We start from the raw sequence: 16,993 nt of genomic DNA, 5'->3' as shown, positions 1-16,993 counted from the left end.
GTGGTGCAGGAGCGCGGTACAGCCTTCAGGCCGCGGGTTGTTCGATCTCGAAGACCTGGCGCAGGTAGGCCAGGTATTTCTCGTCCTCGCACATGTTCTTGGAGGGCGTGTCCGACAGCTTGGCCACGGGCTGGTCGTTGCAGTGGATCATCTTGATGACGATCTGCAGCGGCTCGTAGCCCAGGTCGTTGGTGAGGTTGGTGCCGATGCCGAAGGCCAGCTGGCAGCGCCCGCGGAACTGCTGGTACAGCTCGATAGTGCGCGGCACCGTGAGGCCGTCGCTGAAGATCAGCGTCTTGGTGCGCGGATCGACCCGGTTGGCGATGTAGTGGGCCAGCATGCGCTCGCCCCACTGGAACGGGTCGCCGCTGTCGTGGCGCGCGCCGTCGAAGAGCTTGCAGAAATACAGGTCGAAGTCGCGCAGGAAGGCGCTCATGCCGTACACGTCGGACAGCGCGATGCCCAGGTCGCCGCGGTACTCGCGCGCCCAGCTCTCGAAGCCGAAGATCTGGCTGTCGCGCAGCCGCGGGCCGAGCGCCTGGCAGGCCTGAAGGTATTCGTGCGCCATGGTGCCCAGCGGAATCAGCCCCAGCTTCATGGCGTACAGCACGTTGCTGGTGCCCGCCAGTTGCGGCAGCCGCGCGCCGGGCGCGGCCTGCACCGCTGGCGAGGTGACGGCGCCGAGCCGGGCGGTGAGCGTGCGCAACACCTCTTCGTGCCAGTCCTTGGAGAAGCGGCGACGCGTGCCGTAGTCGGCGATCTTGAGGTCGCTGAGGCCGTCGTCCTGCAGCTGTGAAATCTTGGTTTCGAGGCGGCGGCGGCCTTCCTCGAGGTCGGGCTTTTTCTGCGTATTGCGAAAGTACACCTCGTTCACGATCGCCAGCACCGGGATCTCGAACAGGATGGTGTGCAGCCAGGGGCCCTTGATGCGGATCTCGAGCTCGCCCGAGGGCTGGGGAATGATGTTGATGTACTTCTCGTTGAGCCGGAACAGGCCCAGGAAGTCGACGAAGTCGCTCTTGATGAAGCGCATGGAGCGCAGGTAGGCGAGCTCGGCGTCGCGGAACTGCAGCGAGCACAGGCTGCGGATCTCGTCGCGGATCTGGCCCGCGAACTGCGCCAGGTTCACGCCCGGGTTGCGGCACTTGAAGCGGTACTCGACGCGGGCCCCGGGAAAGTGATGCAGGACCACCTGCATCATCGTGAACTTGTAGAGGTCGGTGTCGAGCAGGCTGTGAATGATCATGGTGCTGGGCGCGGTACGGGCAGTGCGGCGCGATGCGTTGGGGTGTCTCAAACTTTCGGCGTCCGTTCGATTATCACGGGAGGCGTCGGCCTCTGCCTACGGGGCGTGAACAGCAAGTCCTACCGAGGGGGCGAATCCACCGGACGACAGTGATTTCACGGCGGCAACAACAGACCGCCGAATCAACCTATCCAAGGAGATTCGCATGAACAAGGACACCATCGAAGGCAACTGGAAGCAGCTCAAGGGCAAGGTCAAGGAGCAATGGGGCAAGCTGACGGACGACGACTTCGACGTCATCGCCGGCAAGCGCGACCAACTGCTCGGCCGCATCCAGGAACGCCACGGCATCAGCCGCGACGAGGCGGAAAAGCAGGTCAAGGACTGGGAATCGCGTGACGGCCGCTCGCCGGACGCGCTGTGGTTCGAGCGCTATTGAGCGCTTTGCCCCTGAACTTCCCCCTTCCCCGATTCCACCGACTCTTCAAAGGAAAAAACCAATGAAAAAGCACCTCCTCATGCTGGCCCTGGCCTCCACCTGCTTCATGACCACGCAGGCCAGCGCCATGACCAAGGACGAATACAAGGTCGCCAAGGAAAAGATCGAAGCCGACTACAAGGTCGCCAAGGCCCAGTGCGACACGATGAAGGACAACGCCAAGGACGTCTGCCAGAAGGAAGCCAAGGGCAAGGAAGACGTTGCCAAGGCCGAACTGGAACAGCAATACCAGCCGAGCGACGCCCACGCCCGCAAGGTGGCTGAAGAAAAGGTGAAGGCCACCTACGAAGTCGCGAAGGAAAAGTGCGACGACCAGAAGGGCGACGCCAAGTCGGCTTGCGAAAAGCAGGCCAAGGCCGACGAAGCCCAGGGCAAGGCCGACATCAAGGCCATGAAGAAGACCATGTAAGTCACGTACGGCTACGCAGCCTTCGAAAAGATCAACGGCGCCCTTGGGCGCCGTTTGTCATGGAGCGTTCGGGTCAGGCCTTGAGCGAGTCGACCACCTTCTGTAATGCGTCGGGCAGCGGCACCGGGCGTTGCGTGGTGCGGTCCACGTACACATGGATGAAATGGCCCTGCGCGGCTGCGGTCTCCGAGCCTTCGGCGAACATCGCGATCTCGTAGCGCACGCTCGAGCGGCCGGCCTGCGCCACGCGGATGCCCGCCTCCACGGTCTGCGGAAACGCGATCGGCGCGAAATAGTTGCACTGCGTCTCGACCACGAAGCCGATGGTCTGGCCCTGATGAATGTCGAGCGCGCCCTGCTCTATCAGCAATGCGTTCACGGCGGTGTCGAACCAGCTGTAGTAGACGACGTTGTTCACGTGGCCGTACATGTCGTTGTCGGCCCAGCGCGTGGGAATGCTGCGGAACGCGCGATAGCTGTCGCGCTTGTGGGGGGTGGGTTTGGCGGCAGGGGTGGCGGCTTCAGTCATGGCGCGGCATTCTGCCAGCGGTGCCTGCCGCGGAACGTCGCGTGCAGGTCAGCGAAAGACGCAGGCTTGAAGCCCGCTTTTTGGCCGCGCGGCCAAATTTAGAAGACGGGTTCTAAATTGCTGCAGAGCAGCAAAAACCCCTTGATCGCAAAACTCAGCTGCCTATACTTGAGGCCATGCTGCACCGCAACATTGACGGCGAGACAGCGCAACGTGAACCGACCACTCAATCCCTTCTGGAGATCTCAAATGGCCCTGACCGCTGACCAAATCCTCGCCGCCCAAAAAGCCAACCTCGAAACCCTGTTCGGCCTGACCACCAAGGCTTTCGAAGGCGTGGAAAAGCTGGTCGAGCTGAATGTGACCGCCTCGAAGGCTGCCCTGGCCGAAGCTCAGAGCACCGCCCAGGCCGCCCTGAGCGTCAAGGACGCACAAGAACTGCTGACCCTGCAAGCCAGCCTGTTCCAGCCCCTGGCCGAAAAGACCGCTGCCTACAGCCGTCACCTGTACGACATCGCCCAAGGCACCGGCGCTGAATTCGGCAAGGCTTTCGAAGCCAAGGCCTCTGAAGCCCAGCAAGCCTTCGTCGGCCTGGTCGACAGCGCTTCCAAGAACGCCCCCGCCGGTTCGGAAACCGCCGTCGCGGTCATGAAGAGCGCCGTGGCTGCCGCCAACAACGCTTTCGAATCGGTTCAAAAGGCCGTCAAGCAAGCTTCGGACGTCGCCGAAGCCAACTTCAACGCCGTGTCGTCGCAAGCCGTTGCCGCTGCGAAGACCGCGACCGCTTCGCGCAAGCGCTAAGCCGTCGACCACCACCAGTTGTCTCCTTGGGTCCTCACGGATCCAATTCAGGGCCTCATCTTCGGATGAGGCCTTTTTTTTCGCCCGGCGAGCGTCTTCGATAATGGCCGCCTCATCTCAGGAGACTTTCAATGCAGATCGACGGCAAGGTATTTATCGTGACCGGTGGCGCTTCGGGCCTCGGCGAAGGCACGGCGCGCATGCTGGCCGCCAACGGCGCCAAGGTGGTGATCGCCGACATGCAGGCGGACAAGGGTGAAGCCGTTGCGAAGGAAATTGGCGGCGTCTTCGTCAAGTGCGACGTGAGCCAGGAAGCCGACGGCCAGGCCGTGGTGGCTGCCGCGGTCAAGCTCGGCAAGCTGGTGGGCCTGGTCAATTGCGCAGGCATCGCGCCGGCCGAGAAGACCGTCGGCAAGAACGGCCCGCACGCGCTGGCCGTGTTCAGCAAGACCGTCACGGTCAACCTGATCGGCAGCTTCAACATGATTCGCCTGGCCGCCGACGCCATGGGCAAGAACGAGCCGGAAGCCACGGGCGAGCGCGGCGTGCTCATCTCGACCGCCTCGGTCGCGGCCTACGACGGCCAGATCGGCCAGGCCGCCTACAGCGCCTCGAAGGGCGGCGTGGTCGGCATGACGCTGCCCATTGCGCGCGACCTCGCACGCAGCGGCATCCGCAACATGACCATCGCCCCCGGCATCTTCGGCACGCCCATGCTGTTCGGCATGCCGCAGGAAGTGCAGGACGCCCTGGCCGCCAGCGTGCCCTTTCCTTCGCGCCTGGGCACGCCCGACGACTACGCCAAGCTGGCCAAGCACATCATCGAGAACGACATGCTCAACGGCGAAGTGATTCGTCTGGACGGAGCGATTCGACTGGCTCCCCGCTGAGCTCGTCCTTGCCCGGCTTCACGCTGCCGGTGCGGTCCAGGCGCTCGTAGTTCGCGATCACCTGGGCTCCCAGCAGCACCAGCGTGGCCGCGATCTCCAGGCTCAGCAGCACCACGATCGCCGTGGTGAGCGAGCCGTAGACCACATTCACCTGCGACAGCGTCGAGAAGTACCAGATCAGCACGCGCCGCGTGAGCTCCCACAGCAGCGCGGCCGTCACCCCGCCCAACAGCGCGTGCCGCAGCGACATGCGCCCGGCCGGCATCACGAGGTAGAGCGAGGTCAGCATGAAGATCTCGCCGCCCAGCCCCAGCAGGTACAGCAGCAGGCCCGAAATGCCCGACAGCGACCAGCTGCGGCCCAGCAGGTCGACACTTTCCTGCCCCACCAGTTGCAGCGCGCCCGAGACCAGCGTGACCAGCAGCAGCCCCACGCACAGGCACAGGATGTACACGTAGGGCATGGCCACCGACACCAGGAAGTGGCGCTTGTGGTCGGCCTTGCGGTGGTGAAAGATCACCGCCATCGCGCTTTCGAGCACGCTGAAGGCCAGCGAGCTGAAGAAGATCATCGTCACCAGCAGCACCGGGCCGAGCACGTCGCGGTGGTCCAGGAAGCTCGACAGCTCGGCCACGATGGCCTTCGACTGGCCCGGCAGCAGCCACTCCAGGTAGCGGCCGATGGTGCGCAGCAGCTCGGCCTGCTCGATGACGTGCGACAGCGCGATCACGCTCACGATCAGCAGCGGCACGATCGACAGCAAGGCGTAGTACGCCACCGCGCCCGCGAGCAGCAGGCCCTGGTTGGCGCGGAATTCCTTGAGCGCGTCCCAGCCGAATCGCAGGGGGTGGCGCAGCAGCGGCGCGGCGTGTTGAAGGGGGTTGGGCGTCATCTGGCGTGGATTTCGGACGCTTTCAGTATGCCGTCGGCCCGCGGGGGCGGCGCCGCTTGCGTATGATTTGCCGCTCTTCGCCTACATGACCATCCCCGCTTCATTCATCCAGGAACTCATCGCGCGCGCCGATGTGGTCGAAATCGTCGGCCGCTATGTGCAGCTCAAGAAGGCCGGCGCCAATTTCATGGGGCTGTGCCCGTTCCACGGCGAGAAATCGCCCTCTTTCTCCGTCAGCCCGACGAAGCAGTTCTATCACTGCTTCGGCTGCGGGGTGCACGGCAACGCCATCGGCTTCCTGATGGAGCACGCGGGCATGGGCTTCGTCGAGGCGGTGCACGACCTGGCCGGCCAGTACGGCCTGCAGGTGCCCGAAGACGACGCCTCCCCCGCCGAGCGCGCCCGCGCCGCCACCCAGCGCCAGAAGCAGGCCACGCTGACCGACGTGCTGGAGAAAGCCGGCGACGCCTACCGCAAGCACCTGCGCCAGGCGCCCGGCGCCATCGATTACCTGAAGGGCCGCGGCGTCTCGGGCGAAGTGGCCAAGCAGTTCGGCATCGGCTACGCGCCGGCCGGCTGGCGCTCGCTGGCCAGCGTGTTCCCCGACTACGACGACCCGCTGCTCGCCGAAAGCGGCCTGGTCATCGTCAACAACGAGGAAGGCCAGCTCAGCGAGGCCGACGCCAAGCGCTACGACCGCTTTCGCGACCGCGTGATGTTCCCGATTCGCAACGTCAAGGGCGAATGCATCGGCTTCGGCGGCCGGGTGCTGGGCGACGAAAAGCCCAAGTACCTGAATTCGCCTGAAACGCCCGTGTTCAGCAAGGGCCGCGAACTCTATGGCCTGTACGAGGCGCGCGCCGCCTTCCGTGACCGCGGTTTTGCGCTGGTCACCGAGGGCTATATGGACGTGGTGGCGCTGGCGCAGCTCGGCTTTCCGAATGCGGTGGCCACGCTGGGCACCGCCTGCACGACCGAGCACGTGCAAAAGCTGTTCCGCTTCACCGAATCGGTGGTGTTCAGCTTCGACGGCGACGCGGCCGGCCGCCGCGCCGCGCGCAAGGCGCTCGACGGCGCCCTGCCCTATGCCACCGATGTGCGCAGCATCAAGTTCCTGTTCCTGCCGGCCGAGCACGACCCCGACAGCTTCATCCGCGAGCACGGCGCCGAGGCCTTCGCCCGCTTCATCAACGAGGCCACGCCGCTGTCGCGCTTCATGCTCGAGGCCGCGCGCGAAGGCTGCGACCTCACCTCCGCCGAAGGCCGCGCCCACATGACCAGCAACGTGCGCCCGCTGTGGAGCGCCATGCCGGACGGCGCGCTCAAGCGGCAGTTGCTGAGCGAAATTGCCACGCTGGTGCAACTCGACGCGGCGGCGTTGTCGGACCTGTGGGCCTCCCTGCCGGGCCCGCGCAAGGCAGGCGGCACGCCCGCGCAGCAGCGGCACAACGAGCCCGGCGGCTACGACGCCGGAGGCAGCGGATACAGCGGCGGCGGAGACGACTACTACCCCGACATGCCCCCGCCGCAGGACTTCGAGCCGCCGCGCTATGAAAGCGATAGCAAGCCGAAGTTCCAGCAGCGCAAGTTCGTCAAGGGCAAGCGCTGGGGCGGCAAGTTCGAGGAGCCCATCGAGCCCCTGCGCGGACGCGGCGCCCCGCCCAGCCGCCCCGACGTGGCGGTGCGGCTGCTGCTGTCGAACATGGCGCAGTGGGATGCGCTGTCGCACGAGCTTCACGTGATGCTGTGCGAGCTGCCCGGCACGCACGGCGCGCTCTTCACCTGGCTGGACAGCCAGCTGCACGAGCACGGCGTGCAGCCCTGGGCCGCGCTGCGCGAAGGCATGCGCGGAATGGATTTCGAAGCGCTGGCCGAGCGGCTGATGTCCGTGGCCGAGGCCGGCCCCGTCCCCGAGGGCGAAGAGGCGCAACACCTGGCCGAAGCCGCCCGCGAACTCACCAGCGTGCTCGACTTCATGCTCGACGACCTGCTCAAAGCCCAGCAGAGCGAAGCCATTGCGGCGGTCGGAAAAGACCCGAAAGCCCTCGAGCGCTACAAGGCGCTGGAAACCCGCCGACTCGAATTGCGTGCACGCATTCGCGCTTCTGGTGCAGAAACTGCTTGAAATTTGCGCAACGCGCTATAATGTAGGGCTTCGCAACTGGCGAAATTAGGCAAGAGCGACAGCAGCACCTCCGGGCCGACCCTCAGCGCAACGCACTCCACCGGTAAATTCCGGCGGAAAGGGTCAATAACCGCAAGGACTGCACACCAAATGTTCGCCCGACATCTTGCCTGTGAGGAATTAATTCCTCTTTCCCAATTGTTTTAGTCCGTGCCTGTGCACGGGCTGGTGGCGCTGTCCGCGTGACGGTGCGCCTGTGATTTCGCTTGTCTTTTCTTGTCGTAACGAGGTCGTATGCCCAGTTCAAAGAAGCCTGCTCCTTCACTTGCCAAAAGCGTCGCCACCAAGCCCGCAGCAGAAAAACCGTTGAAAGCCGGCGCGAAGCCAGCAACTAAGACGGGTGCCACCGCATCCAAAGCGGCAGCCGCAACGAAAGTGAAAACCGTGCCCACGAAATCGACCTCTCTCGACGATCCCAAAAAAGCAGCCGCCCCGGCCGCAAAGAAAGTCGGCCGCCCGCCGAAGGCCGCCGCTGCAGGTGCAGCCTCGCCCGCCACCGGCGCCAAGCGCGGCCGCAAGCCCAAGGCTGACAAGGACGCGCCCGAGAGCGACATCGACCTGTCGGACATCGAGGAAGACATCGCGGGCGACGAACCCGCCGCGGCCACCACGACCGAAGAAAAGGTCAAGCCGCTGCGCATGAAGATCAGCAAGGCGAAGGAACGCGCCTTGATGAAGGAGTTCGGGCTCGACGAGACCGTGCTCTCCGAAGAAGACCTGGCCAAGCGCCGCTCGCGCCTGAAGACCCTGATCACGCTGGGCAAGACCCGCGGCTACCTCACGCACGGCGAAATCTCCGACCACCTGCCCGACAAGCTGGTCGACGCCGAGACCATGGAAGTCGTGGTCACCATGTTGAACGATATGGGCGTGGCGGTGTACGAGCAGACGCCCGACGCCGAGACCCTGCTGCTGAACAACACCGCGCCCACCGCCACCACGGTGGAAGAAGCCGAGGAAGAAGCCGAAGCGGCCCTCTCCACGGTGGACAGCGAATTCGGCCGCACCACCGACCCGGTCCGCATGTACATGCGCGAAATGGGCACGGTCGAGCTGCTGACGCGCGAAGGCGAAATCGAAATCGCCAAGCGCATCGAAGGCGGCCTGATGGCCATGATGGAAGCCATTTCGGCCTCCCCCGCCACCATCGCCGAAATCCTGCGCCTCGCCGCTGAAATCCGCGAAGGCAAGGTCGTCATCTCCACCATCGTGGACGGCTTCTCGAACCCCAACGAGGCCGACGACTACGTGGCCGAAGAAGACTTCGACGAATTCGACGAAGAAGACGACGACGACGGCAAGGGCGGCTCCAAGGCCCTGACCAAGAAGCTCGAAGAACTCAAGAACGAGGCGCTCGCGCGCTTCGACCGCATCGCCGGCATGTTCGAGAAGGTCCACAAGATCTACGACAAGGAAGGCTACGGCACGCCCGCGTACGCCAAGGCGCAAGAGTCGCTGTCCGAAGAGCTGATGACCATCCGCTTCACGGCCAAGACCATCGAGAAGCTGTGCGACCTGGTTCGCACGCAGGTGGACGACGTGCGCAAGAAGGAACGCGAACTGCGCCGCATCATCGTGGACAAGTGCGGCTTCCCGCAGGACGAGTTCATCCGCGACTTCAGCGGCTACGACAAGAACGGCAACCGCATCGCGTCGAACCTGCTGAACCTGAAGTGGGTCGAGAAGCAGGCCGCCGCCGGCAAGCCCTGGAGCGCCGTGCTCGCGCGCAACATTCCGCCGGTGCAGGAACTGCAGCAGCGCCTGGCCGACATCCAGTCGCGCGTGGTGGTGCCGCTCACGCAGCTCAAGGACATCAACAAGCGCATGAACGAAGGCGAGTCGTCTTCCCGTGACGCCAAGAAGGAAATGATCGAGGCCAACCTGCGCCTCGTGATCTCCATCGCCAAGAAGTACACCAACCGCGGCCTGCAGTTCCTGGACCTGATCCAGGAAGGCAACATCGGCCTGATGAAGGCGGTCGACAAGTTCGAATACCGTCGCGGCTACAAGTTCTCGACCTACGCCACGTGGTGGATCCGCCAGGCCATCACCCGCTCGATTGCCGACCAGGCGCGCACCATCCGCATTCCGGTGCACATGATCGAGACGATCAACAAGATGAACCGCATTTCGCGCCAGCATCTGCAGGAGTTCGGCTTCGAGCCCGACGCCGGCATCCTGGCCGCGAAGATGGAGATTCCGGAAGACAAGATCCGCAAGATCATGAAGATCGCCAAGGAGCCGATCTCCATGGAAACGCCGATCGGTGACGACGACGATTCGCACCTGGGCGACTTCATCGAGGACAGCAGCAACACGGCGCCCATCGAGGCCGCCATGCAGGCTGGCCTGCGCGACGTGGTCAAGGACATCCTGGACAGCCTCACGCCGCGCGAAGCCAAGGTGCTGCGCATGCGCTTCGGCATCGAGATGTCGACCGACCACACGCTCGAGGAAGTGGGCAAGCAGTTCGACGTGACCCGCGAGCGCATTCGCCAGATCGAGGCCAAGGCGCTGCGCAAGCTGAAGCACCCGAGCCGCTCCGACAAGCTGCGCAGCTTCATCGACACCCTGTAATCCAGGTTCGCTGAAGCCAAACGCCCGCCTTGCCCCTGACCCGGGCGGCGGGCGTTCTCTATTTGCAGACCCGACAACCCAACACCCCAAGAACAACGGAGCCCCCTCCCCATGAATCCCGATGCAGACAAACTCTGGCAAGCCCCGCGCTGGGCGCTTGCCGTGCTGCTCGCCGTGCTGGGCATGCTCGGGCCCTTTTCCATCGACACCTACATCCCGGCCTTCTCGGGCATTGCGCAGTCCATCGGCGCGACGCCGGCAGAGATGCAGCAGACGCTCTCGGCCTACCTGTTCGGCTTTGCGTTCATGAACCTGTTCCACGGCGCGCTGTCGGACAGCTTCGGCCGCCGGCCCGTGGTGCTGTGGGGCCTGGCGGTGTTCACCATCGCCTCGCTGGGCTGCGCGCTGTCGCAGAACATCACGCAGCTGGTGCTGTTCCGCGGCCTGCAGGGCCTGTCGACGGGCGCGGGCATCGTGGTCTCGCGCGCGGTCATTCGCGACATGTTCCCGCCCGCCGAGGCGCAGCGGGTCATGAGCCAGGTGACGATCTATTTCGGCGTGGCGCCGGCCATCGCGCCCATCGTGGGCGGCTTCCTGTTCGTGCACGCGGGCTGGCACGCGGTGTTCTGGTTCCTGGTGGCGGTGGGCGTGGTGCTGTTCACGGCCAACTACAAGCTGCTGCCCGAAACGCTGCACAAGAGCCACCGCCAGCCCTTCCAGGTGCGCCACCTGATGCGCGGCTACTGGGACCTGTGCTCCGACCCGCGCTTTCTGCTGCTGGCGTTCGCCAGCGGCGTGCCTTTCAACGGCATGTTCCTCTACGTGCTTGCCGCGCCCGCCTTCCTGGGCGACCACCTGGCGCTGCAGCCGCAGCAGTTCTTCTGGTTCTTCCTGCTGACCATCGGCGGCATCATGCTCGGCGCGCGCGCCAGCGGGCGCATGGCCGGCAAGGTGGCGCCCAAGCGGCAGATTCGCGACGGCTTCCTCATCATGCTGGTGACCTCGGTGGTCAACGTGGTGGCCAACACCTTCTTCCAGGCGCACGTGGCCTGGGCGCTGTGGCCGCTGGCGGTGTTCGCCTTCGGCTGGGCGCTGATGGTGCCGGTGGTCACGCTGCTGGTGCTCGACCTGCACCCCGAGCGCCGCGGCATGGCCTCGTCGCTGCAGGCGGTGATCGGCTCCACCGCCAACGGCATCGTGGCCGGCGCTATCGCGCCGCTGGTGATGCATTCGACGCTCGCGCTCGCGCTCACCTCGCTGGGCATGCTCGTGATCGGGCTGGTCGCCTGGGTGTGGCTGCACGGCCGCTGGCCCGAGATCGGGCGGCTGGTGGCCCACGAAGGCTGACGACGGAGCTCACGGTCCGATGCGGTTCGACGCACTCCTGACCCACGCGCGCGCCTGGCTGCCAGGCCGCACTACCATCGATGCCCGCGAGCGCCTGCGCGCCGTGGCCGGCGCCGGGCTCGGCCTGCTGGTCACGGCGCTGCTGTCGCACTGGCTGGCGGGCCCGCTGCACGCGAGCGTCTGGCTGATCGCGCCGCTGGGCGCCAGTGCCGTGCTGGTGTTCGCGGTGCCCGCGAGCCCGCTGGCGCAGCCCTGGTCGGTGATCGGCGGCAACACGCTGTCGGCGCTGGTCGGCATCGCCTGCGCCAACTGGATTCCCGAGCCGGCCATCGCGGCCGCCGTGGCGGTGGCCCTGGCCATCGCGCTCATGTTCAGCGCGCGCTGCCTGCACCCGCCCGGCGGTGCTGCGGCCTTGCTCGCGGTGCTGACGCACACCACGCAGTTCTCGTCCGCACTCTTCCCGTTCTTCACCAACTCGCTGCTGCTGGTGCTCGCGGGCGTGGCCTACAACTCGCTCACCGGGCGCCGCTACCCGCACGTGCAGGTGGCGCGCCCGCCGGCCACCGACGCGCGCTTCAGCCAGGCCGACATCGACGCCGTGCTGGCGCGCTACAACCAGGTGCTGGACATCAGCCGCGACGACCTCGCGTCGCTGATCCAGCAGACCGAGCTGGAGTCGTACAGGCGCCGGCTGGGCACGCTGCATTGCGCGGACATCATGTCGCGCGAGCCCGTGTCGGTGGAGTTCGGCACGCCGCTGCAGGAAGCGTGGTCGTTGATGCACGAGCGGCGCATCAAGGCCCTGCCCGTCACCGACCGCACGCGCCGCGTGGTGGGCATCGTGACGCAGGCCGACTTCTTCCGGCAGCTCGACCTGCAGCACCACGAGGGCATCGCCGGCAAGCTGCGCGACCTGATCCGCGCGACGCGCACGGTGATGTCGGACAAGCCCGAGGTGGTCGGGCAGATCATGACGCGGCAGGTGCGCGTGGCCAGCGCGGAGCGGCCGGTGGTCGACCTGGTGCCGCTGTTCTCCGAGGGCGGACACCACCACATTCCGATCATCGACGGGGAGAAGCGGCTGACGGGGATGATCACGCAGTCGGATTTCGTGCGGGCTTTGTACCGGGCGGTGGGACCGGCGTAGGGCTGGGTATTTCTCCCTCCCCTTCCGGGGGAGGGTCGGGGTGGGGGCACGGCAGCTTCAACGACAACGCGGCGCCTCATCGAGCGCCGCTTGCCCCCATCCCAGCCTTCCCCCGGAAGGGGAAGGAGCAAGACCGTATTTCTCCCGCCCCTCCCGGGGGAAGGAGCAAGACCTTATTCCAGGACCACGTTCGCCTTCTTCACCAGCGCCGCATAGCGCGCAGCCTCGCTGCGGAAGTACGCCGCCGCCTGCTCCGGCGTCGTCGGCTTGATCACGTTGCCCTGCTTGTCCATCGCCTCGCGCACCTCCGCGCTCGTGAACGCGGCCGCCACGGCGTCGTGCACGCGCTGGATGTCCGCGGCTTGCATCTTCGGCGGGCCGATCACCGCGAACCAGCCTTCGACCGCGTAGTTCGGCAGCCCCTGCTCCGCGATGGTCGCGATGTCGGGCGCGGCCGCCGAGCGGGTCGGGCCGCACAGGCCGATGGCGCGCAGCGCGCCGCTCTTGATGTGCGGCTGCACGGCCGGCAGCGACACCACGCCCATCTCGACCTGCCCGCCGATCATGTCCGTCACCATCGCGCCCGTGCCCTTGTACGGAATGTGGCGCGCCTTCACGCCGGCCTCGTCCATGAACATCTCGCCGGCCAGGTGAATGATGGTGCCGTTGCCCGACGACGCGTAGTTGTAGCCGCCGGGCTTGGCGCGCAGCAGCGCCACCAGCTCGGGTACGTTCTTCGCGGGCAGCTTGGGGTTGGCCACCAGCACCAGCGGCGTGGCGCCGACCACGCTGATGGGCGTGATGTCGTTGATGGCGTCGAACGGCATCTTCTTGAACACCGCCGGGTTGATGACGTGGTTGTTCGACACCATGCCCAGCGTGAGCCCGTCGGGCGCCGCCTTGACGATGGCCGCCGCGCCGGTGATGCCGCCCGCGCCGGGCAGGTTCTCGATGACCACCGGCTGGCCGAAGGCCTTGCCCAGCGCGACCGAGGCGGCGCGCACGATGGTATCCACGCCCGAGCCCGCGCTGATCGGCAGGATGAAGCGAATCGGCTTGTCCGAACCCTGCGCCAGCGCGGGGCACGCGGCCACCGCGGCGGCGCACGCGCCGAAGCCGAGCACCGCGCGGCGGTTCAGCAGATTCAACCGATGCATCGAAGGAAGTGTGTGGGTCATGTCTCGTCTTTCTTGTGTTTTGAAGAATCTCTGGCTCAGGCCACCGCCGCCCCGGCATGCAAGGCGTCCACCTGCTCGCGCGCATAGCCCAGCTCGGCCAGCAGCTCGCGGGTGTGCTCGCCCAGCGTCGGTGGATGCAGCCGCACGCCGAGGCGGTCGCCGCCCAGCGCGATCGGAAACAGCGTGGTCTGCGCCATTTCGCCGGCGCGCTCGCCGTCGGGCAGGCGGATGTCCGCGAGCCCGCCGGTGGCCTTCAGGTGCGGGTCGTCGTACAGGTCCTGCGGCCGCACGATGGGCGCGAAAGGCAGCCCCCTGGCCTCGAACAGCGCCGACAGCTCCGCCGCCGACCGGTCCGCCAGGCGTGCGCGCAGGTCGGCCAGCAGCGTCGGGCGCATCCGCACGCGGTCGTTGTTGGTGAGCAGGGCCGGGTCGGCCTTCAGGTCGTCGAAGCCCAGCGCATCGCAGAAGGTCTTCCACTGCGCGTCGCTCACCGCGGCCAGGAAGATCTGCTCGCCGTCTTTCACGGTGAACACGTCGTACAGCGCCCAGGCCGAGATGCGCTCGGGCATCGGCGCCGCCGCCTGCCCCGTGATGGCGTACTGCAGCATGTGCTGGCCGACCAGGAACACGTTGTTCTCGAACAGCGCCGACTGCACCTCCTGCCCCTTGCCGGTCTCGGCGCGCTGCATCAGCGCGGCGATGGCGCCGATGGCGCCGAACATGCCGCCCATGATGTCGTTCACGCTGGTGCCCGCGCGCAGCGGGTCGCCGGGGCGCCCGGTCATGTAGGCGAGGCCGCCCATCATCTGCACCACCTCGTCGAGCGCGGTGCGGTGCTCGTAGGGGCCGGGCAGAAAGCCCGTGTGGTTCACGTACACCAGGCGCGGGTTGAGCTTGCCCAGCGCGGCGTAGCCCAGGCCGTACTTGTCCATGGTGCCGGGCTTGAAGTTCTGCGCCACCACGTCGGCCGTGGCGCACAGGCGCAGCGCCGCTTCCAACCCCTGCGGATGCCGCAGGTCGAGCGCGATGCTCTTCTTGTTGCGGTTGAACATCGGGAAAAAGCCCGCGCCCGCGCCCAGCAGGTGCCGCGTGCGGTCGCCGTCGATGGGCTCGACCTTGATCACCTCGGCGCCCAGGTCGGCCAGCACCATGCCGCAGGTCGGGCCCATGACCATGTGCGTGAACTCGACCACGCGGATGCCGGCGAGCGGCAGGCGCTTTTCGCCGGCTGCCGTTGTGTCTGTCGTTCCCGCTGCAGTTCCTGCTGTCGTTGCCGTCGCGCTCATGCCGCGACCTCTTCGCCCACCGCGAAAGTCTTCGGAAAACCCGCGCGCCACACCGTGCCCTGCAGCGTCTCGCCGTCCAGCCAGCCCGCCACGCGGCGGCGCAGGTCGAGCAGCTTCGGCAGGTCGATGCCGGTGGCCACGCCCATGCTCTGCAGCATGAACACCAGGTCTTCGGTGTCGACATTGCCGCTGGCACCCGGCGCATGCGGGCAGCCGCCGATGCCGGCCAGGCAGGCGTCGAAGCGCGTGATGCCCACTTCGAGCGCCGCATAGGCGTTCGCCAGCCCCATGCCGCGCGTGTCGTGGAAATGCCCGCACCACAGCCGGTCGCCCGCGATGCGCAACGCGCGCTCGAACAGGCTGCGCACCATCGCCGGGTCGGCGTAGCCGACGGTGTCGGCCAGGCTCACGCGGTCGGCGCCCGCGTCGAGCAGCGCCTGCATCAGCCGCAGCACCTCGTCGGGCGCCACGTGGCCCTGCAGCGTGCAGCCGAAGGCCGTGCCCACGCCGCCGTCGATCAGCGTCTTCGAGCCCGCCGCGTCGCGCGCCGCGCGAATGCGGGCCACCTCGGCCACCACCTCGTCGGGCGTCTTGCGCAGGTTGGCCAGGCTGTGGGCGTGGCTGGCCGACAGCGGCACGATCATCAGGTCGGCCTCGCCTGCGATCGCACGCTCCGCGCCCTTCAGGTTGGGCACCAGCACCGAGGCGAACAGCCCCGGCAGCGTCTTGGCATAGGCCAGCAGCTCGGCCGTGTCGGCCAGCTGCGGCAGCAGGTGCGCCGGCACGAACGAGCCGACCTCGATCTCGCGCTGGCCGGCCGCGTGTGCGTCGCGGATCCATTCGAGCTTGCGGGCGGTGGGCAGCACGCGGGCGATGCTTTGCAGGCCGTCGCGCAGCCCCACTTCGCGAACGACCGCGTGTGGCGGCAGGAAGGCGTGAATCAAGACTTTGTCTCCGTCGTGAGGAATGTGCGGGGGGAACGAAGCGGATGTTAGAAGTTCCGAACAGCGCCAGAAGGTATATTTTGGAAGCCATTCGCTTCCATATCGGAACACCATGAGAGACCTCGACCTCACCACCCTGCGCCTGTTCGTCTCGGTCTGCGAAACCCGCAGCATCGCGCGCGCCGGCGAGCAGGCCAGCATCGTCGGCTCGGCCATCAGCAAGCGGCTGGCGCAGCTGGAAGATGCGGTCGGCACGCCGCTGCTGCTGCGCAAGCGCCGCGGCGTGGTGCCGACGCCGGCCGGCGAAACCCTGCTGGAGCACGCGCGCGCCATGCTCGGCAGCGCGAACCGCATCGAGCGCGACATGGCCGCCTACGCCGGCGGCGCGCGCGGGCATGTGCGCATCCTGGCGTCGGCCTCGGTCATGGCCGAGTCGCTGGCCGAGGACGTCGCGGGCTTCCTGCAAGACCCGGCGAACCGCAACATCCGCGTGGACATGGAAGAGCGCGTGAGCCCGGAGATCGTGCGCGGCATCCGCGAGGGCGTCGCCTCCATCGGCCTGTGCTGGGACGCCGCCGACCTCGAGGGGCTGGAGCGGCGCAGCTACCGCAGCGACCACTTGGCCATCGTCGCGCACCCTTCGCACCCGGTGGCGCGGCACGAGGCGGTGCGCTTCGAGCAGGTGCTCGACCACGAGTTCGTCGGCATGCCCGCGCTGAGCGCCGTGCAGCTGATGCTCGCGCGCGAGGCGGCGGTGGCAGGCAAGCCGCTGGTGTACCGGGTGCTGGTGTCCAACTTCGACGCGGCGCTGCGCGTGGTGCGCGCGGGGCTGGCCATCAGCGTGGTGCCGGCGGAGGTGGCGCGGCCCTTCACCGACGCCTTCGGCCTGCGACTGATGCCGCTGACCGACGACTGGGCGCGGCGGCGCTTCGCGATCTGCTTTCGTGGCGGGGAGGCGTTGTCGCCGTCGGCGCAGCTGCTGGTGACGCACCTGGAGCGGTGCGCGACGGACTGATTCGCCAGTCCTATTCAGCCCGATTCGCCCGATTCGCCCGAAATACGA

At 66.8% G+C, this 16,993-nt stretch carries 16 protein-coding genes; 9 read left to right on the top strand and 7 right to left on the bottom strand.

Translation table 11 applies throughout. From position 1 onward, the window contains the following. Positions 1-25: 25 nt before the first annotated feature. On the bottom strand, positions 26-1,246 hold the full coding sequence (gene pncB / locus QTI51_RS04780) for a nicotinate phosphoribosyltransferase (RefSeq protein ID WP_116907966.1): 1,221 nt from the start codon (positions 1,244-1,246) through the stop codon (positions 26-28). A gap of 205 nt (positions 1,247-1,451) precedes the next feature. Between pncB and QTI51_RS04775 the strand changes: the two genes are divergently transcribed. Both QTI51_RS04775 and QTI51_RS04770 read left to right on the top strand, forming a co-directional pair. Then, positions 1,452-1,685 carry a CsbD family protein gene (locus tag QTI51_RS04775; RefSeq protein ID WP_093303623.1) on the top strand — a complete coding sequence of 78 codons (234 nt, stop codon included), beginning with the start codon at positions 1,452-1,454 and terminating at the stop codon, positions 1,683-1,685. Between the two features lie 61 nt (positions 1,686-1,746). Continuing rightward, positions 1,747-2,154: a hypothetical protein gene (locus QTI51_RS04770; RefSeq protein WP_116907967.1), complete on the top strand. Its 408-nt coding sequence runs from the start codon at positions 1,747-1,749 to the stop codon at positions 2,152-2,154. A gap of 73 nt (positions 2,155-2,227) precedes the next feature. On the opposite strand, the gene QTI51_RS04765 is transcribed toward QTI51_RS04770, so the two are convergent. Then, positions 2,228-2,683: an acyl-CoA thioesterase gene (locus QTI51_RS04765; RefSeq protein WP_116907968.1), complete on the bottom strand. Its 456-nt coding sequence runs from the start codon at positions 2,681-2,683 to the stop codon at positions 2,228-2,230. Between the two features lie 249 nt (positions 2,684-2,932). Here QTI51_RS04765 and QTI51_RS04760 point away from each other — a divergent pair, with 249 nt between their 5' ends. Then, the gene (locus QTI51_RS04760; RefSeq protein ID WP_116907969.1) at positions 2,933-3,484 is read left to right on the top strand and encodes a phasin family protein; all 552 of its coding nucleotides are present in this window, start codon (positions 2,933-2,935) and stop codon (positions 3,482-3,484) included. Positions 3,485-3,615: 131 nt separating this feature from the next. Then, the gene (locus tag QTI51_RS04755; RefSeq protein ID WP_116907970.1) at positions 3,616-4,374 is read left to right on the top strand and encodes a 3-hydroxyacyl-CoA dehydrogenase; all 759 of its coding nucleotides are present in this window, start codon (positions 3,616-3,618) and stop codon (positions 4,372-4,374) included. Here QTI51_RS04755 and QTI51_RS04750 read toward each other — a convergent pair. Then, positions 4,322-5,266 carry a YihY/virulence factor BrkB family protein gene (locus tag QTI51_RS04750; RefSeq protein WP_116907971.1) on the bottom strand — a complete coding sequence of 315 codons (945 nt, stop codon included), beginning with the start codon at positions 5,264-5,266 and terminating at the stop codon, positions 4,322-4,324. The genes QTI51_RS04755 and QTI51_RS04750 overlap by 53 nt on opposite strands. Before the next feature lie 85 nt (positions 5,267-5,351). Here QTI51_RS04750 and dnaG point away from each other — a divergent pair, with 85 nt between their 5' ends. Beyond that, positions 5,352-7,391 (top strand): DNA primase, encoded by a 2,040-nt coding sequence (gene dnaG, locus QTI51_RS04745; protein WP_116908530.1) that lies wholly within the window; start codon positions 5,352-5,354, stop codon positions 7,389-7,391. 203 nt (positions 7,392-7,594) lie between these two features. Here dnaG and QTI51_RS04740 read toward each other — a convergent pair whose 3' ends face one another. Further along, on the bottom strand, positions 7,595-7,843 hold the full coding sequence (locus tag QTI51_RS04740) for a hypothetical protein (RefSeq protein ID WP_286512593.1): 249 nt from the start codon (positions 7,841-7,843) through the stop codon (positions 7,595-7,597). Here QTI51_RS04740 and rpoD point away from each other — a divergent pair. The 3 genes from rpoD (at position 7,836) to QTI51_RS04725 (ending at position 12,522) form a co-directional block, all read left to right on the top strand. Next, complete coding sequence (rpoD, locus tag QTI51_RS04735; protein WP_286512596.1) at positions 7,836-10,028, top strand: RNA polymerase sigma factor RpoD; 2,193 nt, start codon at positions 7,836-7,838, stop codon at positions 10,026-10,028. The genes QTI51_RS04740 and rpoD overlap by 8 nt on opposite strands. A gap of 111 nt (positions 10,029-10,139) precedes the next feature. Then, a complete protein-coding gene (locus QTI51_RS04730) occupies positions 10,140-11,375 on the top strand; it encodes a multidrug effflux MFS transporter (protein WP_116907973.1) in 1,236 nt (411 codons plus the stop codon). A 19-nt stretch (positions 11,376-11,394) separates the two neighbouring features. Continuing rightward, positions 11,395-12,522, top strand: a complete 1,128-nt coding sequence (locus QTI51_RS04725) for an HPP family protein (protein WP_116907974.1) — start codon at positions 11,395-11,397, stop codon at positions 12,520-12,522. Between the two features lie 173 nt (positions 12,523-12,695). On the opposite strand, the gene QTI51_RS04720 is transcribed toward QTI51_RS04725, so the two are convergent. The 3 genes from QTI51_RS04720 to QTI51_RS04710 form a co-directional block, all read right to left on the bottom strand. Continuing rightward, positions 12,696-13,700, bottom strand: a complete 1,005-nt coding sequence (locus QTI51_RS04720) for a tripartite tricarboxylate transporter substrate binding protein (RefSeq protein WP_116907975.1) — start codon at positions 13,698-13,700, stop codon at positions 12,696-12,698. Between the two features lie 35 nt (positions 13,701-13,735). Next, positions 13,736-14,875, bottom strand: coding sequence for a CaiB/BaiF CoA transferase family protein (locus QTI51_RS04715; protein WP_286513715.1), 1,140 nt, complete (start codon positions 14,873-14,875; stop codon positions 13,736-13,738). 107 nt (positions 14,876-14,982) lie between these two features. Next, positions 14,983-15,930 carry a hydroxymethylglutaryl-CoA lyase gene (locus QTI51_RS04710; protein ID WP_286512601.1) on the bottom strand — a complete coding sequence of 316 codons (948 nt, stop codon included), beginning with the start codon at positions 15,928-15,930 and terminating at the stop codon, positions 14,983-14,985. A gap of 112 nt (positions 15,931-16,042) precedes the next feature. Between QTI51_RS04710 and QTI51_RS04705 the strand changes: the two genes are divergently transcribed. Beyond that, entirely contained in the window at positions 16,043-16,945 is a 903-nt protein-coding gene (locus tag QTI51_RS04705; RefSeq protein WP_286512602.1) for a LysR family transcriptional regulator, read from the top strand. The last annotated feature ends 48 nt before the right edge of the window (positions 16,946-16,993 follow it).

The sequence above is a fragment of the Variovorax sp. J22G73 genome (assembly GCF_030317035.1).
In the GTDB taxonomy this organism is placed as follows: domain Bacteria; phylum Pseudomonadota; class Gammaproteobacteria; order Burkholderiales; family Burkholderiaceae_C; genus Variovorax.
Note: the sequence above shows the minus strand (reverse complement) of the source record. Positions and strands in the feature narration are given on the sequence as shown.